This window comes from Pseudomonas matsuisoli (genome assembly GCF_014647635.1).
Taxonomy (GTDB): Bacteria; Pseudomonadota; Gammaproteobacteria; order Pseudomonadales; family Pseudomonadaceae; genus Pseudomonas_P; species Pseudomonas_P matsuisoli.
This window is the reverse complement of sequence record NZ_BMPO01000003.1, coordinates 36,300-52,397: the sequence shown is the minus strand read 5'-3', so window position 1 is coordinate 52,397 and position 16,098 is coordinate 36,300. Positions and strand designations below refer to the sequence as shown.

The window sequence follows — 16,098 nt, the reverse complement described above, 5'->3', positions numbered from 1 at the left end:
GGGCGGGTGAAACCCGCGGCTTTTCCCTGCGGCAACGCAGGCCTCTCGCCCTACGAGGGCATCGTTCAGTCGATCAATTCGTCCCCATCGAAGAATGGGTAAGGACCGGGGTATTCGCCCATCACGGCTTGGTGCGTCACCAAACCGTGGGTCGGGTCCCACATGTGCAGGAGATAACCCGCCGGTTCCAGGGTGAAGCGGGAAGGCGCCTCGTCACGTAGATCCAGCACGACCTGGTGGGAAGTCCCAGGGCACACGCAGGCGACCGTGCCGCCGAACCGCTTCTGGATGGGGCGATGCAGATGCCCGCACAGCACGCGTTCCACCTGATCGTGACGCGAGATGACGCGCTCCAGCGCCTCGGCACCTACCAGTCCAAGGCGGTCCATGTGGCCGATACCGGACGGGAAGGGTGGATGGTGCAACATGACCAACGTAGGCCGTGTGGGTTTCTCGGACAGCCGTGTTTGTAGCCACTCCAGTTGCTCGGGCTCGAGCAGCCCGCTGTGTTGGCCCGCGATGGTTGAATCCAGGCCAATCAAACGCACGGGATGGGTTTCGACCGTCCAGTGCAGCCGGCCGCGCTTGGGCAGGTAATAGTGGTCCGCGAACGCCTGCCGGAGCTGTTCGCAGTCGTCGTGATTGCCCGGTACGAGATAGAACGGCATCAGCAGTTCGAGCAGTGCTTCGCGCAGCGTGCCGTATTCTTCCGCGGTACCGAAGTCCACCAGGTCGCCGGTGATGAGGACGATGTCCGGGCGTGGCTCCAGCGCATTGAGGCGTGTGATCACTCGGCGCAAGGCGCCAAGGGTATCGACCACGCCGTAGGATCGCCGCCCACCGGCCTTGATGTGGAGGTCGCTAATCTGGGCGATGAGAAAATGTCGGTTCATGGGTAATTCCTTTACGCAGCCAATGCGAACAGCGGGCCGGTTACGTTCATTTCGATAAGGTCGCCGCGCTGACGGAGGCGGTCGTCGCGGCTATCCACCAAAAGCTGGCGGCCATTGCCGATGTCCACCAGCACGCGCGTATGCGCACCTTGGAAGAACTGCCCGAGCACTTGGCCCTGCAGCGCGCCGTTTGCGTGCACGATCTCCAGATGTTCCGGGCGGCAGCACAGTACCGTGGCGGAGGTGTCGTTCCATGGCAGCCAGCCGCCGGCGACCCTGGCGCGACCCTGTTCGTGGGCCAGTACGTCGAAGCGGTTCAGGTTGCCGATGAAACCCGCCACGAAGGCGTTCGCCGGACGCTGGTAGATGTCCTGTGGTGTGCCGATCTGCGCGATTCGGCCGTTCTCCATGACGACGATACGATCGCCCAATGCCATCGCCTCGGCCTGATCGTGGGTCACGTAGATCGCCGTGATATGAAGCGTCCGCAACAGCCGGTCGATATCGACACGAAGTTGCTCGCGCAGTTGCGCGTCGAGCGCTGCGAGCGGCTCGTCCAGTAGAAGGATGCGTGGACGGGCCGCCAAGGCACGGGCCAGCGCAACCCGCTGACGTTGCCCACCGGACAGCGCATGGATCGAGCGATCGGCAAAGTCCTGCAGGTGCATCAATTCGAGCATCTCCGCGACTCGCGTCGCGCGTTCGGCCTTAGGCATGCCGCGCACTTTCAAGCCGTAGGCCACGTTGCCCGCGACGTCGAGGTTGGAGAAGAGTGCGTAGCTTTGAAACACCATCCCGACGCCACGCTTTTCGATGGGCACGTCCGTCACGTCATCGTCACCGAACAGGATCCGCCCACCCGCATCGGGGGTTTCAAGGCCGGCGATAAGGCGCAGAGTGGTGGTCTTTCCACACCCGGAAGGGCCGAGGAACACGAGGGTTTCACCCGGTCGGACGTCGAGGTCGATGGGGCTCAGAGCGGTTTGGCCACCCTGGAAGGTCTTGGCGCATTGGCGTAGGCGAATGGCGGTCCCGGTCATCGTAGGGCTCCTCGTGACAGGCGATTGCTCACCACTTGCAAGGCGACCAGCAAGGGAACGATGAGCATCAGGAAAATCAAGGTGTAGGCCGAACCCACCTCCAACCGCGCCGAGGCGTAGCTGTCGGCGAGACCCACAGGCAGGGTTTTGGTCAGCGGGGTATGCAGCATCCAGGTCAGGTTGAATTCGCCCAGCGAGAGGGTGATGACCATCAGTGTGCCGGCGAGAATGCCCGCTCTGGCATTCGGCACCACGATGCCGAAGAAGCGCCTGGCCGGACCCGCGCCAAGGCTTGCGGCGGCTTCTTCGAGCACGGGAAGGTGACTGCGCTGCATGACGGCCATCACTGGACGCACAAGGAACGGCAGGGTGAACAACACGTGCCCGACGAGGATGAAGCCCGCACTGCTACGAAAGCCGCTGTAGTGGCCATAGGTCAACAGCAAGGCTAGGGCGGTGGCGAAACCTGGCATCGCCACTGGCAATACGAGCAACTCTTCTACGGCACGACTGAGACGGTTATCCAATCGCACCAGCGCATACGCTGCCGGCACGCCGATGACGACGCAGCACAGGGCGCACGCCAGGGCAAGCTGGAGCGAGAGCCATACGGTCGGCGCGTAAGCTGTCCAGACCTGAATGACCCAATCGAAGGTGAGCCCGCTTTCGATGCCTTGGAAGTAATTGCGGGTCAGGCCAGCCATCACGGAAAGCACGATCGGCACGAGCATGAAGGCGCACACCAGCAAGGTGAAGGCGAGTTGCAGGGTGAACAGTCCGGTGCGCTTCATGGGTGTTGGTCTCCGGCGTTCATGTGGACAGGCTCCGTGGGCCGGCGAGATAACGCGCAAGCATCAGGACCAGCCAGGTCACCACGCCGAGCAGAACGGACAGTGCTGCTGCGACGGCGAAATTTGCGAAGTTGGTAAAGGTGTCGTAGATGGCGATCGGCGTCACCGATAGCCGTGTACCGAGGGTAAAGGCGGTGCCAAAAGCGCCCATGGCCGTGGCGAAACAGATCGCGCCGCTGGAAATCAGGGCGGGCATGAGCCCCGGCACGATGACGTCGCGAACCACACCCCAATGGCTCGCACCCAAGGAGCGAGCAGCTTCCTCCAGGCTGCGGTCCAGCGTCTCGCAGGCCGCCATGACCGTGAGGATGACCCGCGGTATCGAAAAGTAGAGGTAACCGAGGAAGAGTCCGAACAGCGAGTAGGCGAAGATCCAGCGGTCACCGGTGAGGGCGGTGCTGATACTGGCGAAGAGGCCTTGCCGACCGCCCAGCAGGATGATGAGAAAGCCCACCACTACGCCTGGGAATGCCAGCGGAAACGTCATCAGGGCGACCAGCAGGCTGCGGCCCGCGAATGCGTGGCGCGCCAGGAAACAGCCGGCGATGCCTGCAATGACAAGGGTCGCCAGCGTGGTGCCCGCGGCCAGCGCGACCGTCTGCAGCAACCCCTGCATATAGGCAGGGCTACTTACGACGACAAGATAACCAGGCGTGCCGCTGCGATCGGCATCAGCTCCTAACGTGATGAGCTGCGCCAGCGGCAACAGCCAGAACGCGGTCAGTACGATGAGGGCCGGCGCCAGTGTCACGACGATCGCCAGCGGCACCCGACGCCGTAATGGCGTCGGGCGTACCGGCAGCGTCATTGCCAGGTCACTCATTTCAACGGATCTCGGCGAGGTACTTGTCCGCGAACGCTTGCTGGGCGGACGCCATCTTCGCGTAGTCCACCGTCTGCGCCCGGGCGTATTCGCTGTCCGGCAGGAAGCGTGCGGCCACGTCTTCGGGCAGGGCGACATCACGCACAGGTTTCAGGTAAGCCTTGGCCCACAGCGCCTGGCCTTTGTCGGACAGAACATAGTCCAGCACCTTCTCGCCGTTGCTTTTGTGCGGCGCGCCTTTGACCAGGCTCATGGTGTAGGGAACGGTGATGCTGCCTTCCCGTGGGATCACGAACGCGACGTTCGCCTTGTCGTCGTAGCGCGCGCGGTAGGCATTGAAGTCATAGTCGATCAGAATTGGGATCTCACCGGACAGCATGCGCGCGTAGGCCGTTTGTTTAGGAACGATGGGATCGTTCTTCGCCAGCTTCTTGAAAAAGTCGAGCGCTGGCGTGAAGTCGTCGAGGCTGCCACCCATGGCTCCGTTGATGGCCACGGCGCCGACATAGCCGACGAAGGCGCTGGACGGGTCGAGATAGCCGACCATGCCGGCGTATTTTGGGTCCAGCAGGTCGTTCCAGCTTTGCGGTACGGGCTTTCCGCCCAGCGCATCGACGTTGACCATGAGGCCGAGGGTGCCGGAGTGAATGGCGGTCCACTGTCCGGCTGGGTCCTTCAGGCCCTCGGGAACCTGATCCCACAGCGCCGGTTTGTAGGTGTCGAGCACGCCGGCTTGTTCCGCCTGGATACCAAACGAGACGCCGTAGTAGACGACGTCCGCCACTGGCGCGTTACGCTCGGCGACGATTTGCGCGAGCGATTGCCCGGAGTTCTTGTTGTCCTGCGGGACACGAATGCCGGTGTCTTGCTCGATGGCCTGGAGCTGAGCGCCCCAGTTGGCCCACTCAAGTGGGCAGTTGTAGCAAATAGCGGATTCAGCGGCGTGGGCAGTGGAAGCGACCAAGGCGAGCGTGGCGAGGCCTCCGCGTACTAGCGTTGCGATCTTCATTCGAGACTCTCCAGGGGGATGTTGCTGCTTTCGCCGGGCCGAATGCGGCAGGCCAGGCAGTGGTGTCTAGGGGCGTCGCCTTCGAGCTGCGCCAATATTTCAGCGATGAGGGTGCGACCCAGTTGCTCGATCGGTTGGACGACGGTGCACAACGAGGGATAGAGCTGCTCGCCCAAGGCGATGCCGTCGAAGCCGACGACGGAAATGTCGTCCGGCACCTTGTAACCGCTGCGCTGGAGTACGCCGATCACACTGATGGCGAGCAGGTCGTTCGAGCAGAGCAGGGCGGTGGGCGATAGCCGGGTCCATTGCTCGGTCATGACCGATGCACACGCGGCGGTATGGGCGGGCATTTCGATGACCGGAAGCGGCGTGAGACCATGCGCCCGCATCGCCGCCCGATAGCCATCGACGCGGCGTCGGGCACGGTCGGACTGCAGGGCAGGGCCGGTGACCATGGCAATCTTGGTATGGCCTGCTTTCAACAGGTGGCGAGTCGCCGTTGCCATGCCCTGATGGTTGTCGACGTACACCGAGGCATAGGGCTGCGATGGTTGGTGATACGCCAATGCGAAGGGCGTGGATTCCGCCGCCAGACGTTTGAGCAACTCGCTGCCATCGGCGTCGGCGACCGTCAGAACCAGGCCATCGACACGTTGCCGAAGCAGATCCTCCACCATGTCGCGTTCGCGATTGGCGCAATAGTCGGTCGTGGCAATGAGCAAGGCATAACCTTGTTCACGCGCGGCTTGCTCCATGGCGTGCAATTGTTCCGCGAACACCGGGTTCAGCAGGCTCGGTAGCACGACGCCAATGAGCCGGGTGCTTTGCTGGCGCAGCTGCTGGGCCAGCCGATTGGGCCGGAAGTTGAGCGCATCGGCTGCTTCAAAAATGCGTGAGCGCGTGCTTTCCCGAACCAACTCGGGCGTAGCAAAGGCCCGAGCGGCTGTCGCCCGGGATACACCTGCCTGCTGCGCTACCTGCTTCAAACCTGCCATCGTGCTCTCACTGAGATCGATCTCATGGCGCAGAGGCTAGGGCGCATCCGTGTCAGTCCAGCGACGTCTGGGTGACCGTTTGGTTTCAATGGTGTTTCGTAAATGTTTCAGCGGACACCGCTAGCGATGGGTTAGCGGGTGTTTGATTGCACACGTCTACGGGGGCTGGCCGTGTACACGCCTTGAGGTATACTGCGCCGCTTTTCCGCTGGGCTATTCTGCTAAAGCAGAGTCTGGCGGCATTCGCACACAAGCCACGCTCGGTCTTCCGGCGTGGCTTGTTGGTTTATGCCGCGCCACGTTGGCGCACGAAGCGAGAGGCAAGACGATGAGCGCACTGGTAGGCGTGATCATGGGGTCCAAGTCGGACTGGAGCACCCTGAGCCATACGGTCGAGACGCTGGAAAAGCTCGGCATTCCACACGAGGTGAAGGTCGTTTCCGCCCACCGTACGCCGGACCTGTTGTTTCAGTATGCGGAAGAGGCCGATACACGTGGCATCGAAGTGATCATCGCGGGCGCAGGCGGTGCGGCTCACCTACCAGGTATGTGCGCGGCGAAGACCCATCTGCCTGTACTGGGCGTGCCCGTTCAATCGTCGATGCTCTCTGGTGTGGATTCGCTACTCTCTATCGTGCAGATGCCAGCGGGCGTTCCGGTTGCAACGCTCGCGATCGGCAGGGCCGGTGCGGTGAACGCAGCATTGCTGGCCGCCAGCATCGTTGGGCATGGCCATCCTGAATTTCACGAGGCGCTCAAGCGTTTTCGCGAGCAACAGACGCAGACGGTATTGGACAACCCGGACCCACGCGACGCCTAACGGGTGACGGATTCCTGGAGAACGTAAAGTCATGAAGATCGGTGTAATCGGTGGTGGCCAGTTGGGCCGTATGTTGGCTTTGGCGGGTACGCCACTGGGCATGAGTTTCGCCTTCCTGGACCCCGCAGCGGATGCCTGTGCCCAGGCCCTTGGCGAGCATGTTCGTGCTGACTACAACGATAACGAGCACCTGCGCCAGTTGGCCGACAATGTCGATCTGGTGACGTTCGAGTTCGAAAGCGTGCCCGCGGAAACCGTGGCTTTCCTGTCTCAGTTCGTGCCGGTCTATCCAAGTGCCGACGCGCTGCGCATTGCCCGCGATCGTTGGTTTGAAAAGTCGATGTTCAAGGAGCTAGGCATTCCGACGCCCGCGTTTGCCGATATTCAGTCCCAGGCTGATCTCGATGAGGCCGTGGCCCGCATAGGCCTGCCAGCGGTAATGAAAACGCGCACGCTGGGCTATGACGGCAAGGGGCAAAAAGTGCTGCGCGAGCCCGCTGACGTCAGCGGTGCATTTGCCGAGTTGGGCGGCGTGCCGTGCATTCTCGAAGGGTTCGTGCCGTTCACGGGTGAGGTTTCACTGGTCGCCGTGCGCGCACGCGACGGGGAAACCCGCTTTTACCCGTTGGTCCACAACACGCATACGAACGGCATCCTGCAGCTGTCGGTTGCCAGCACGGATCACCCGTTGCAGGCGCAGGCCGAGGACTACGTCGCACGCGTGCTGGAAAAACTCGATTACGTGGGGGTGCTCGCGTTCGAGTTCTTCGAAGTCGACGGCGGCTTGAAAGCCAACGAAATCGCACCCCGCGTGCACAACTCGGGTCACTGGACCATTGAAGGCGCGGAATGCAGCCAATTCGAAAATCACCTGCGTGCGATCGCGGGCCTTCCCTTGGGCTCGACTGCGAAAGTCGGTGAGAGCGCGATGGTTAATTTCATTGGCGAAGTACCATCAACAGCCAAGGTCGTAGCGCTCGATGGCTGCCATTTGCACCACTATGGCAAAGCGTTCAAGCCCGGGCGGAAGGTTGGACATGCCACGTTGCGTTGCACGGATCGGGCAAGTCTGGAAGGGCTCATCGATCAGGTGCAAGGCTTGATCCAGAGCTGAAATCATTCGTTTCAAATGCCTGAACCCCGGAAAGACTCCTACTGTCCCATCGTGTAACGGCGTTAGCCGCTCATTCGATTTCAAGGAGTTTTTCATGGGCATTATCGGCACCATCATCATCGGTTTTATCGTTGGCTTGATCGCACGTTTCCTGAAGCCCGGCGACGACAGCATGGGCTGGATCATGACCATTCTGCTGGGTATCGGTGGTTCCCTACTGGCAACCTATGGTGGGCAGGCGATCGGCTTCTATCAGGCTGGCGAAGCGGCCGGATTCATCGGGGCCGTGGTCGGCGCCATCATCCTGTTGGTGCTCTACGGTATGATCAGCAAACGTCGCTGATCCGATCGGGCCGTCGCCCGGCGGCCCGTTCCCCTTGCCAGGCTTCATTCCATGCGTTTACCGCTTTTCTGCGTTCTCCTCCTTTCCGTTTCACTCGCACACGCCGCACCGCCCGAACTCGACTGGCTCGACATGATGCCGCCCGAGGATCAGAAGGCATTGGAAGAAATGCCTGAGATCGACCACAACACGCCGGAAGCGGAAGGCTTCAGTGCGAAAGGTGGTTTGAAGCAGGACAAAGGCTTGCCCGCTGTCATGTATTCGGCCAAGACCGTACCCAGCCTCAATGGCAAGAAGATTCGCCTTGGAGGTTATCCCGTGCCGCTCGATGCAAGTGAGGCCGGTACCTACGAAACGTTTTTCCTGGTGCCTTATCCCGGTGCTTGCATCCACGTACCGCCGCCGCCGCCCAACCAGATCGTTCTCGTCACCTTTCCCAAAGGCTTCAAGATGGCGGACATCTATACGCCGATCTGGGTCGATGGGACGCTCAATGTCGAGAAGACCTCTAGCGACTTGGCCGAGGCCGCCTACGTGCTAAGAGCGTCCTCCGTGAAGGTCGTGGAGGAGGACGACCTCTAGATGCCAGCCTGCGCCGATGCGACATTGCCTGACGCTATTCGCAAAGCGTTCCGCGACTTGGCAAGCCAGACGCCGGGTATCGATTGTGAGGTCTACCAGCGCTTTGAGAAGGATCCGCTCGAGCCGATCGTCGGCCTCGGGCAACATACGGCGCGAATCAGCTTCTTCGGCCGCGACCCAGGTAGGGATGAAGTTCGCCACGGCCTGCCATTCGTAGGCAGTGGTGGCCAGGTCGTCCGCAAGGTGATCTATCGGCGCCTTAATGGCCGTGAAATGCCGACGTTCGAGGCGTCGCTGGAAGTAGGGCGATCCTTTTTCTGGATCAATACCGTTCCTTACAAGCCGCTTGGCAATAAGGCGTGGTCGATGGCGGTCAAGCGACGCTTTCACCCGCTGATGCGCCAGTTGCTGATCGAGCAGTGGTCGGGTCACGAACTCATCACTTTTGGCCGGGAGGCGTTCCTGTGGTTCGGCATCGATCAACCCAAGCAGGTCCGCGACGCGCTGGAGGCTTTTTGGCGAAGCGACGGGCGCTTTACGGAGAGTATTCAGATACCGCTGACAACGGCAACGGGTGATTGCCGCGTGTTCAGCGTCCACCCACTACCGCATCCTTCGCCATTGAATCAGACGTGGTACACGCGCTTTCCTGCACTGTTGAACACGCGTTTGCAGCAGCTGAACGTTGGCTCATGCTCTGGGTAACGCCTGCCGCCGTGTGATCTGGCATCGGCGTCTTGCGCTGGTGGCCTCGCCTCCTAAGCCCTACGGCGTTAACATACGCGCCGCGCCGGGGTTGCCGGCGCTTTTCATATCCCGGTCCACCCTTTGCGAGGGTGACCACTGAGGAGTCTTCATGACAGATCAAATCGTCGTGGCGGCGCTGTACAAGTTCGTTTCCCTGCCGGACTACGTTGCGCTGCGCGAACCCTTACTCAATACGATGTTGGTAAACAACGTCAAAGGCACCTTGTTGCTCGCCGAGGAAGGCATTAACGGAACCGTTTCCGGGCCGCGGGCAGGCATCGACGCGCTGTTGACCTGGTTCCGCCTCGATCCACGGCTGGCCGATGTGGATCACAAGGAGTCCTACTGCGCCGAGCAACCGTTCTATCGCACCAAGGTCAAGCTGAAGAGGGAAATCGTGACGCTTGGGGTCCCCGGTGTGGATCCCAACAAGACCGTCGGGACCTATGTCGAGCCGCAGGATTGGAATGCGTTGCTCGATGATCCCGAAGTGCTGCTGATCGATACGCGTAATGACTACGAAGTGGCCATCGGCACGTTCGAAGGGGCAATCGATCCGAAGACCAAGTCGTTCCGCGAATTTCCGGATTACGTTCGAGAGCATTACGACCCGGCGAAGCACAAGAAGGTCGCGATGTTCTGTACGGGCGGCATCCGCTGTGAGAAGGCGTCGAGCTTCATGCTCAATGAAGGATTCGAAGCCGTTTACCACCTCAAGGGCGGCATCCTCAAATACCTAGAGGAAGTCCCGCAGGCTGAATCGAAGTGGCAGGGCGACTGCTTCGTCTTCGATAACCGTGTCACTGTTCGCCATGACTTGACCGAGGGCGACTACGACCAGTGTCATGCCTGTCGTAGCCCTATCTCGGAAGAGGACCGCCAATCGGATCACTACACGCCCGGCGTCAGTTGCCCGCATTGCTGGGATTCACTGCCGGAGAAAACGCGCGCCGGTGCTCGCGAGCGCCAAAAGCAAATCGAGCTCGCCCATGCGCGCAACGCGCCGCATCCTTTGGGCCACAATCCGCGCCTTGCAAGCAAGACTGGCTGACGCCTGGCCTGCGGTTGTGTAGCGCTCACGTTTGTGCGGCGCTCTTCCTGTCTCGCGCGTCTTGGTACGGATGTCTTGGCACGCTTCCGGGGCGCCGCAGAGTCGAACGGCATGAGGCGATTACGGCCCTGTGACGGAGCGCCAATCCACCCTTCACGATAAGGAGCACGCTATGTTCGCTCGCTTGATTTATGTAATGGACCCGATGTGTTCGTGGTGCTGGGGCTTCGCGCCGGTCGCCGAAGCGTTGGCGAAACAGGCGGCGGACTTCGGCGTTCCGACCCATTTCGTGGCGGGTGGCCTGCGCAGTGAACGGACCCCCATCGATGCTGCGGACCGGGACCGGTACCTGGGCTATTGGGCTGCAGTGCAAGAGCGCACGGGTCAGCACTTCGATCGAGAGCGTGGCCTGCCCAGTGGCATGGTGTACGACACGGAACCTGCCTGCCGCGCATTGGTGACGGTTCGTGAGGTCGCGCCATCGCAGGTCTTCGCGTTCGTGAAGGCGGTACAGCAGGCCTTCTATGTGCATGGAAAAGATGTCAGCCAAACTGTCGAATTGACGCGTATTGCAGGGGAACTGGGCATCGATAGCGAAGCGTTCTGTAGTCGCTTCGATCTTGACGCAATGCGTGAAACGACCCGGCTCGATTTCGCTTGGGCTCGTCAACTGGGTATCTCAGGCTTCCCGACCATGCTTGCCGAACGCGATGGGCAGTTGGCGTTGTTGACCAATGGCTATCAGCCGCTAGAAGCCTTGGCTCCCTTGTTGAATCGGTGGTTGGAGCGGGGAGCGAATTTGTCGTCGGGAAGATAGCGCCAGTAAGAGAGGCCCTAAACCGTTGCTGGCCAGCCTCTATTTCAACCCTCGCGATGGGCGGTGGCATTCGGCCCCATGGGCGCCGCCCATGACCGCAATGGCAGCTCCGGCGATTGCGCCCAAATTCGATTCCAGATCATGCGTAACTGCTCCGCGCCACCGCGGTAGGTCGGTTCGCGCTCGACATAGCCTATCAGCGTCCATTCTCCGTTTTCGTCCCGCTGTGCCATCGGAAACCGGAACGGGTGAAATCCCGTCATGCCCAGGCGCAAATCGGTGACGAGCAGGCGCCCGTTCACTTCGTCATAGCGCAATATGTTCGAGGTGAACCAGGCCAGGCGGTGCCATTGCGGTGAGTCCTGCAGCACGTGGCTGAGCTGTTTTCCGCTCGGCATTGCCTGCAATGCCGGCGGCTGTGTGTCGAACCAACTGACCATGCTTTCGTAGTACTGGTCTCCAGCCATGACGGTGACGCGCCACAGCAGGGTATTCAACGGCGTCGGCGCACTGAATACGGCCTCGACCTGAATGCCTTGCGCCGACAACTGCTGTTCGACCCGGTGCTCAGCCATCCATTTGCCGCTTACGCTGAACGCGATGTACAGGCTCGATATCGTCAACGCAGCGATCGGTCCGCGCGGCGTTTTGTCTTTCAGCCCGGAGATGAGCCCCACCACGACGGCTAGGATCAGGGGCACCGTGTACAACGGATCGATGATGAACAGCGTCGACCAGGCTATCGGCGGTGTCGTCAACGGCCACAACAGCTGCGTGCCATAGCTGGTGAACGTGTCGAGCAGCGGATGCGTAATGAGCACCAGCCATAGCGTGATGAACAAACGGCCAGCCGAATAGCCAGGGTTTGGCCTGAGCCTGAGCAATCCGGTAAGCGCCAGCGCAAGCGCGCTCAGGACGAAGAGCGAATGGCTAAAGCCGCGGTGATAGGTCATCTGCGCGACGGCGTCACCGTAATCGATGACGACATCGAGGTCCGGCAGCGTTGCCAGCGCGGCCCCATAGACGAGCGCTTTGCGTCCCTGCCATCGGCCCAGCAGAGCGCCCTGAATGGTTGCGCCTAGTACGGCCTGCGTAATCGAATCCATCGTGACCTCACTGGCGGAAAGCGGCTACGTTAACGGAGCGCGAAGCGGGCGGGAATCAGAAAGTCAGCGCAACGTTTTCTGGTTGCGACTTTCGGGGCAATTGTGGGTAGCGTAAACGGCCGTAATGGCAATCTCGCGAATAGTCCGACGGTAATCCGTTCCCGCGAATAGGCCCTGCAGTAACCATTCGGTCGATCTGCGCAAAAAAATCGATCGTTCGCGGAATTTACCTGTCGGACAGCAGTGACTGTGTTGCTCACTTCAGGTGCGTGCCGGCGAAACGAGGTATTTCTACTTTCGCATGTACCGGCACGAGGGCGGCACGTCTCACTCGTTCATCACGTGAGGGGGGACAGCTTCGGCGGTATGCTTTTTTCTGTGCAGGCGCTTCGTGCTTTCGCGGCCTGGTTGGTCGTTTTCCATCACTTCATGCAGATCTTCTACGACTTCAAGTCGGACAATCCCCTCGGGCAATTTCTTTCCGAGCGCGGAGCGGTGGGCGTCGACGTGTTCTTCGTCATCAGCGGCCTGGTGATCTACCTGTCGACCCAGGGGCGTGAACAGCCCACCCGAGAATTTCTCATCAATCGCATCATTCGCATTGCGCCCGCGTATTGGCTCTACAGCCTGATCGTTGCGGCGATCCTGGTGTTCGCGCATCGGGTCATGCCCATCCAGGTCTTCGAATGGCATCACCTCTTGCGCTCGCTATTCTTCATTCCTGCGCAAAACCCCGCTGGTTACGGCTTTTATCCCACGCTGCCCGTCGGCTGGACGCTCAACTACGAGATGTTCTTCTACACCGTGTTCGGTGTGCTGTTCTTCGTGCGTGAGCGTTGGCGACTGCCGTTGCTGGTTGTCACGCTATTACTCGTGAATCTGGTATTGGCACGCCAACCTTGGTTCAGCGATTTCTACCGTAACAGCATCCTTTTCGAGTTCTTGCTGGGGGTGTTCATCGGCGTGCTGTATCGCAAGGGCTGGCTGATGCGGAGCACGTGGCTACCGGTTTTGGTGCTGGTTGCCGCCGCAGCTGCGATCTATGCCTTCGATGAGTCGAGCCGCTTCTTGCATTGGGGGCTCCCAAGCGCCGCCATCGTGTTTGCGTTGATTTCGTTGGAGCCTTGGTTCGCGGGTCGGCAATGGCTCAAGCGACTAGGGGATCGCTCCTATTCGGTGTATCTCGTGCACGTGATCCTGCTCTCGCTGGCCTGGTACATCCAGCAGCGGCTCGACTTGAATGCTGAACTGGTTCTGCTGGCGTGCATCCCGTTCATTCACCTGGCGTCCTCGTTCAGCTATGAATGGGTCGAAAAACGGCTAGGTCTTTGGATGAAAGGCCGCTTGCTTCGCGAGACGAATCGCAACAAGCAAGTGGCGGACGCTGCGGCCCGCCACAGCGGTTGAGCTTCAGTGGCATTTCGAAGAGGGAAGACCTTAGTAGGCTTCACGCCGCAACCTGGTCCGTTTCGCGTGTCGCCTCGCAAGTTCTTCCGGCATGCGGTTGCGCGGGTGTTGAAGTGCCCGCTCGGAGAAATGACACCTTATCCGCGCGGATTCAGCTTCTGGGTAACTGCACGACGATTTGCAGCCCGCCATCGGGCTGGTTGCCGAGGATCAATCGACCGCGGTGCGCCATGACAATGCTACGGGCAATGCTCAGCCCTAGGCCGTACCCTGTGGTATTCGAACGGCAAGGTGCTGCGCCGCGGACGAAGGGCTGTACCACCGTTGCGAGCTGATCCTCGGCAATGCCCGGTCCGCTGTCTTTGATCACGACTTCGACGCGATCGTTTAGGTCATGTAACTCGACCTCGGCGTTGCCGGCATAGCGCAAGGCGTTTTCGATAAGGTTTTGCAGAACGCGCCGGATGCCTGCAGCGTGGCCCGGAATGACGACATCAGGTGGGCCTGTCCATCGTGTATCGCCGCCGCTCTCAGCGCACTCGTCGACGATCTCGGCAAGCAGTGCGGAAAGATCGAAGGACATCCTGTTCTTCGGCTGTGCGCTTTCGGTCACGGAATCCAACAACGAACGGATCAGCTCCTCCATCTGCGCCACATTGGCCACCAGCTTGGCGCGCAGGGTGTCGTCGACGATGCCTTCGATCCGCATGCGAATGCGGGTTAACGGCGTACGCAGGTCGTGAGAGACCGCTGCCAGTAACTGCGTGCGTTCGCTCATCAGATTGATCAATTGCCGTTGCATGGCGTTGAACGTTTCGGCCGCCTGGCGCATTTCGCGTGGACCTTCGACTGGCAATGGTGGGCGTTCAAGGTTCTGGCCAAGCGCCGAGGCTGCTTGCATCAGGCGCTGGAGGGGGCGAATGCTCAGCCGCACCACGATCAAGGCGACTGCAACCAGGGCCAGCGCCCGCAGGAGATAGACTCGCAGGATGTAGTCGCCCACGATCAACCACGCGGGCTGATCGTTCCAGCCTTGCTCTTGCGCGGCGACGATATGCAGCCAACGCCCATCGGGTTGCCGGACCTGAAAGTCGAAATGCCCAAAGACCTGAGCCAATCCGAACAGGCTTGCCCATGTTCGAGGTCGGCCATGCTCGTCGAGTATTTCCAGTGACAGCAGCGAAACGTCGGTCACCTGGCCAAGCTCATGACTCAGCGAGCGGCGTAACAGCCGCTCGACGCTGCGTTGCGAATCGTTAGGTTGCGCCGTTCTGCTCAAGGGCGCGTCAAGCAGCTCAATGTGGAACGTCTCGGTTTCCAGCGATCCGAAGCCTTCGCCGCTTGCGAGATGGCGCATGACTTCAACGGTGCGAAACACCACCAGGCGGGCAGGGATCTCCAGCACTTGGCTGTAGCGCACGTCGTACCAGATGCTGCTAAACAACAGCTGGATCGACAAGGCGCCCACGACCAGGATGAGCGTCAACTGACCAAATAGTGAATTCGGCCACAGCTGGCGCGGTGAGATGGAGCGCGTCGTCATGCGGCGTCGGGCGCCAGTTCGAGCAGATAGCCCTCGTTGCGAATGGTGCGGATGAGGCGCGGGTTGCGTGCGTTGTCTTCAAGGTACTGGCGTAAACGGCTTACGCACACGTCCACCGAACGGTCGGCAGGGTGGTGGTCGCGACCAAAGGCGCTACGGCTCAATTCGTCTCGACTGAAGATGCGATTGGGCTTTTCGCCCAACGCGCGCAGGATCATGAAGTCCGAACGGGAGAGGTCAAAGGTTTCACCGTTGGCCGAGAACAAGCGGCGGGTGCGCAGGTCCAGGCGCCATCCGGCAAAGCCCAAGGCATGCTGATTCGCTTGGGGCTCTATGGTGCGACCACCTCGGCGCAGGACCGCGCGCACGCGCGCCAGCAGCTCGCGCGGTTCAAACGGCTTGCATAGGTAATCGTCCGCGCCGATTTCCAGGCCGATGATGCGTTCGGTGGAGGCGCCACGGGCACTGATCATGACAACCGGTAAATCACCCTGGCTGCGTACGCCGCGACACAGGCTCAGGCCATCCTCGCCTGGAAGCATGACGTCGAGGATCACAAGGTCTGTAGGGTGTTCCAGCTGGCTCCACATTTCGCGCCCATTGGCGGCAGGCCGCGTTCGGTAGCCCATGTCGTTGAGGTAGTCGCAAACCAGCTCGCGAATCTCGTCATCGTCATCCACCACCAGAATGCGGGGTCGCACATCCTCATCCACGACCGGCGCGCGCGCTCGCTCCTTCTCGCTACAACAATCCATTACATAACCCTTACAAAGCCAAAAACCGGTCCGGACGGCCGTCAATATAATCGCGCCTCCCTTGTTCGTAAACGCTAATACTTATCATTGAGTGAAGGACCGCAGATGTCGTATCGCCGCTCCGCCGTATTCGAATCCCGCCCGTTCCAGTGGCAAATCTCATCCCTCGCAAGCGCAATAGCCGTCGGTATTGGTAGCT

General features: G+C 60.6%; 17 protein-coding genes. 8 read left to right on the top strand and 9 right to left on the bottom strand.

The window, feature by feature from the left end; genetic code table 11:
- Positions 1–65: 65 nt before the first annotated feature.
- Genes IEY47_RS06550 through IEY47_RS06525 form a run of 6 tightly spaced genes read right to left on the bottom strand, consistent with a single transcriptional unit; the run spans position 66 to position 5,614 of the window.
- On the bottom strand, positions 66–893 hold the full coding sequence (locus IEY47_RS06550) for a phosphodiesterase (RefSeq protein ID WP_188982375.1): 828 nt from the start codon (positions 891–893) through the stop codon (positions 66–68).
- 11 nt (positions 894–904) lie between these two features.
- A complete protein-coding gene (locus IEY47_RS06545; RefSeq protein ID WP_188982374.1) occupies positions 905–1,933 on the bottom strand; it encodes an ABC transporter ATP-binding protein in 1,029 nt (342 codons plus the stop codon).
- Positions 1,930–2,724, bottom strand: coding sequence for an ABC transporter permease (locus IEY47_RS06540; protein WP_188982373.1), 795 nt, complete (start codon positions 2,722–2,724; stop codon positions 1,930–1,932). The genes IEY47_RS06545 and IEY47_RS06540 overlap by 4 nt, the downstream gene beginning before the upstream one ends.
- Before the next feature lie 19 nt (positions 2,725–2,743).
- On the bottom strand, positions 2,744–3,592 hold the full coding sequence (locus IEY47_RS06535) for an ABC transporter permease (RefSeq protein WP_229779323.1): 849 nt from the start codon (positions 3,590–3,592) through the stop codon (positions 2,744–2,746).
- A 16-nt stretch (positions 3,593–3,608) separates the two neighbouring features.
- Positions 3,609–4,616 (bottom strand): ABC transporter substrate-binding protein, encoded by a 1,008-nt coding sequence (locus tag IEY47_RS06530; RefSeq protein WP_188982371.1) that lies wholly within the window; start codon positions 4,614–4,616, stop codon positions 3,609–3,611.
- A complete protein-coding gene (locus tag IEY47_RS06525) occupies positions 4,613–5,614 on the bottom strand; it encodes a substrate-binding domain-containing protein (RefSeq protein WP_188982370.1) in 1,002 nt (333 codons plus the stop codon). Before IEY47_RS06525 ends, IEY47_RS06530 begins: the two co-directional genes overlap by 4 nt.
- A gap of 328 nt (positions 5,615–5,942) precedes the next feature.
- Here IEY47_RS06525 and purE point away from each other — a divergent pair, with 328 nt between their 5' ends.
- The 7 genes from purE to IEY47_RS06490 all read left to right on the top strand — a co-directional run bounded on the left by purE (position 5,943) and on the right by IEY47_RS06490 (position 11,088).
- Complete coding sequence (purE, locus tag IEY47_RS06520) at positions 5,943–6,434, top strand: 5-(carboxyamino)imidazole ribonucleotide mutase (RefSeq protein ID WP_188982369.1); 492 nt, start codon at positions 5,943–5,945, stop codon at positions 6,432–6,434.
- Positions 6,435–6,465: 31 nt separating this feature from the next.
- Positions 6,466–7,548, top strand: coding sequence for a 5-(carboxyamino)imidazole ribonucleotide synthase (locus IEY47_RS06515; RefSeq protein WP_188982368.1), 1,083 nt, complete (start codon positions 6,466–6,468; stop codon positions 7,546–7,548).
- Positions 7,549–7,642: 94 nt separating this feature from the next.
- A complete protein-coding gene (locus tag IEY47_RS06510; RefSeq protein ID WP_188982367.1) occupies positions 7,643–7,891 on the top strand; it encodes a GlsB/YeaQ/YmgE family stress response membrane protein in 249 nt (82 codons plus the stop codon).
- A 51-nt stretch (positions 7,892–7,942) separates the two neighbouring features.
- Positions 7,943–8,473 carry a DUF3299 domain-containing protein gene (locus tag IEY47_RS06505; protein ID WP_188982366.1) on the top strand — a complete coding sequence of 177 codons (531 nt, stop codon included), beginning with the start codon at positions 7,943–7,945 and terminating at the stop codon, positions 8,471–8,473.
- Entirely contained in the window at positions 8,474–9,178 is a 705-nt protein-coding gene (locus IEY47_RS06500; protein WP_188982365.1) for a uracil-DNA glycosylase family protein, read from the top strand.
- 151 nt (positions 9,179–9,329) lie between these two features.
- Positions 9,330–10,271 (top strand): oxygen-dependent tRNA uridine(34) hydroxylase TrhO, encoded by a 942-nt coding sequence (trhO, locus tag IEY47_RS06495; protein ID WP_188982364.1) that lies wholly within the window; start codon positions 9,330–9,332, stop codon positions 10,269–10,271.
- 172 nt (positions 10,272–10,443) lie between these two features.
- Positions 10,444–11,088: a DsbA family protein gene (locus IEY47_RS06490; RefSeq protein WP_188982363.1), complete on the top strand. Its 645-nt coding sequence runs from the start codon at positions 10,444–10,446 to the stop codon at positions 11,086–11,088.
- A 44-nt stretch (positions 11,089–11,132) separates the two neighbouring features.
- Here the strand turns inward: IEY47_RS06490 and IEY47_RS06485 are convergent, their stop codons facing one another.
- A complete protein-coding gene (locus IEY47_RS06485) occupies positions 11,133–12,194 on the bottom strand; it encodes a metal-dependent hydrolase (RefSeq protein ID WP_188982362.1) in 1,062 nt (353 codons plus the stop codon).
- A gap of 366 nt (positions 12,195–12,560) precedes the next feature.
- On the opposite strand from IEY47_RS06485, the gene IEY47_RS06480 reads away from it, so the two are divergent.
- Entirely contained in the window at positions 12,561–13,601 is a 1,041-nt protein-coding gene (locus IEY47_RS06480; RefSeq protein WP_188982361.1) for an acyltransferase family protein, read from the top strand.
- A gap of 151 nt (positions 13,602–13,752) precedes the next feature.
- Here the strand turns inward: IEY47_RS06480 and IEY47_RS06475 are convergent, their stop codons facing one another.
- Both IEY47_RS06475 and IEY47_RS06470 read right to left on the bottom strand, forming a co-directional pair.
- Positions 13,753–15,144, bottom strand: coding sequence for an ATP-binding protein (locus IEY47_RS06475; RefSeq protein ID WP_188982360.1), 1,392 nt, complete (start codon positions 15,142–15,144; stop codon positions 13,753–13,755).
- Positions 15,141–15,845: a response regulator gene (locus IEY47_RS06470; protein ID WP_188982924.1), complete on the bottom strand. Its 705-nt coding sequence runs from the start codon at positions 15,843–15,845 to the stop codon at positions 15,141–15,143. The genes IEY47_RS06475 and IEY47_RS06470 overlap by 4 nt, the downstream gene beginning before the upstream one ends.
- Positions 15,846–16,098 lie beyond the last annotated feature (253 nt).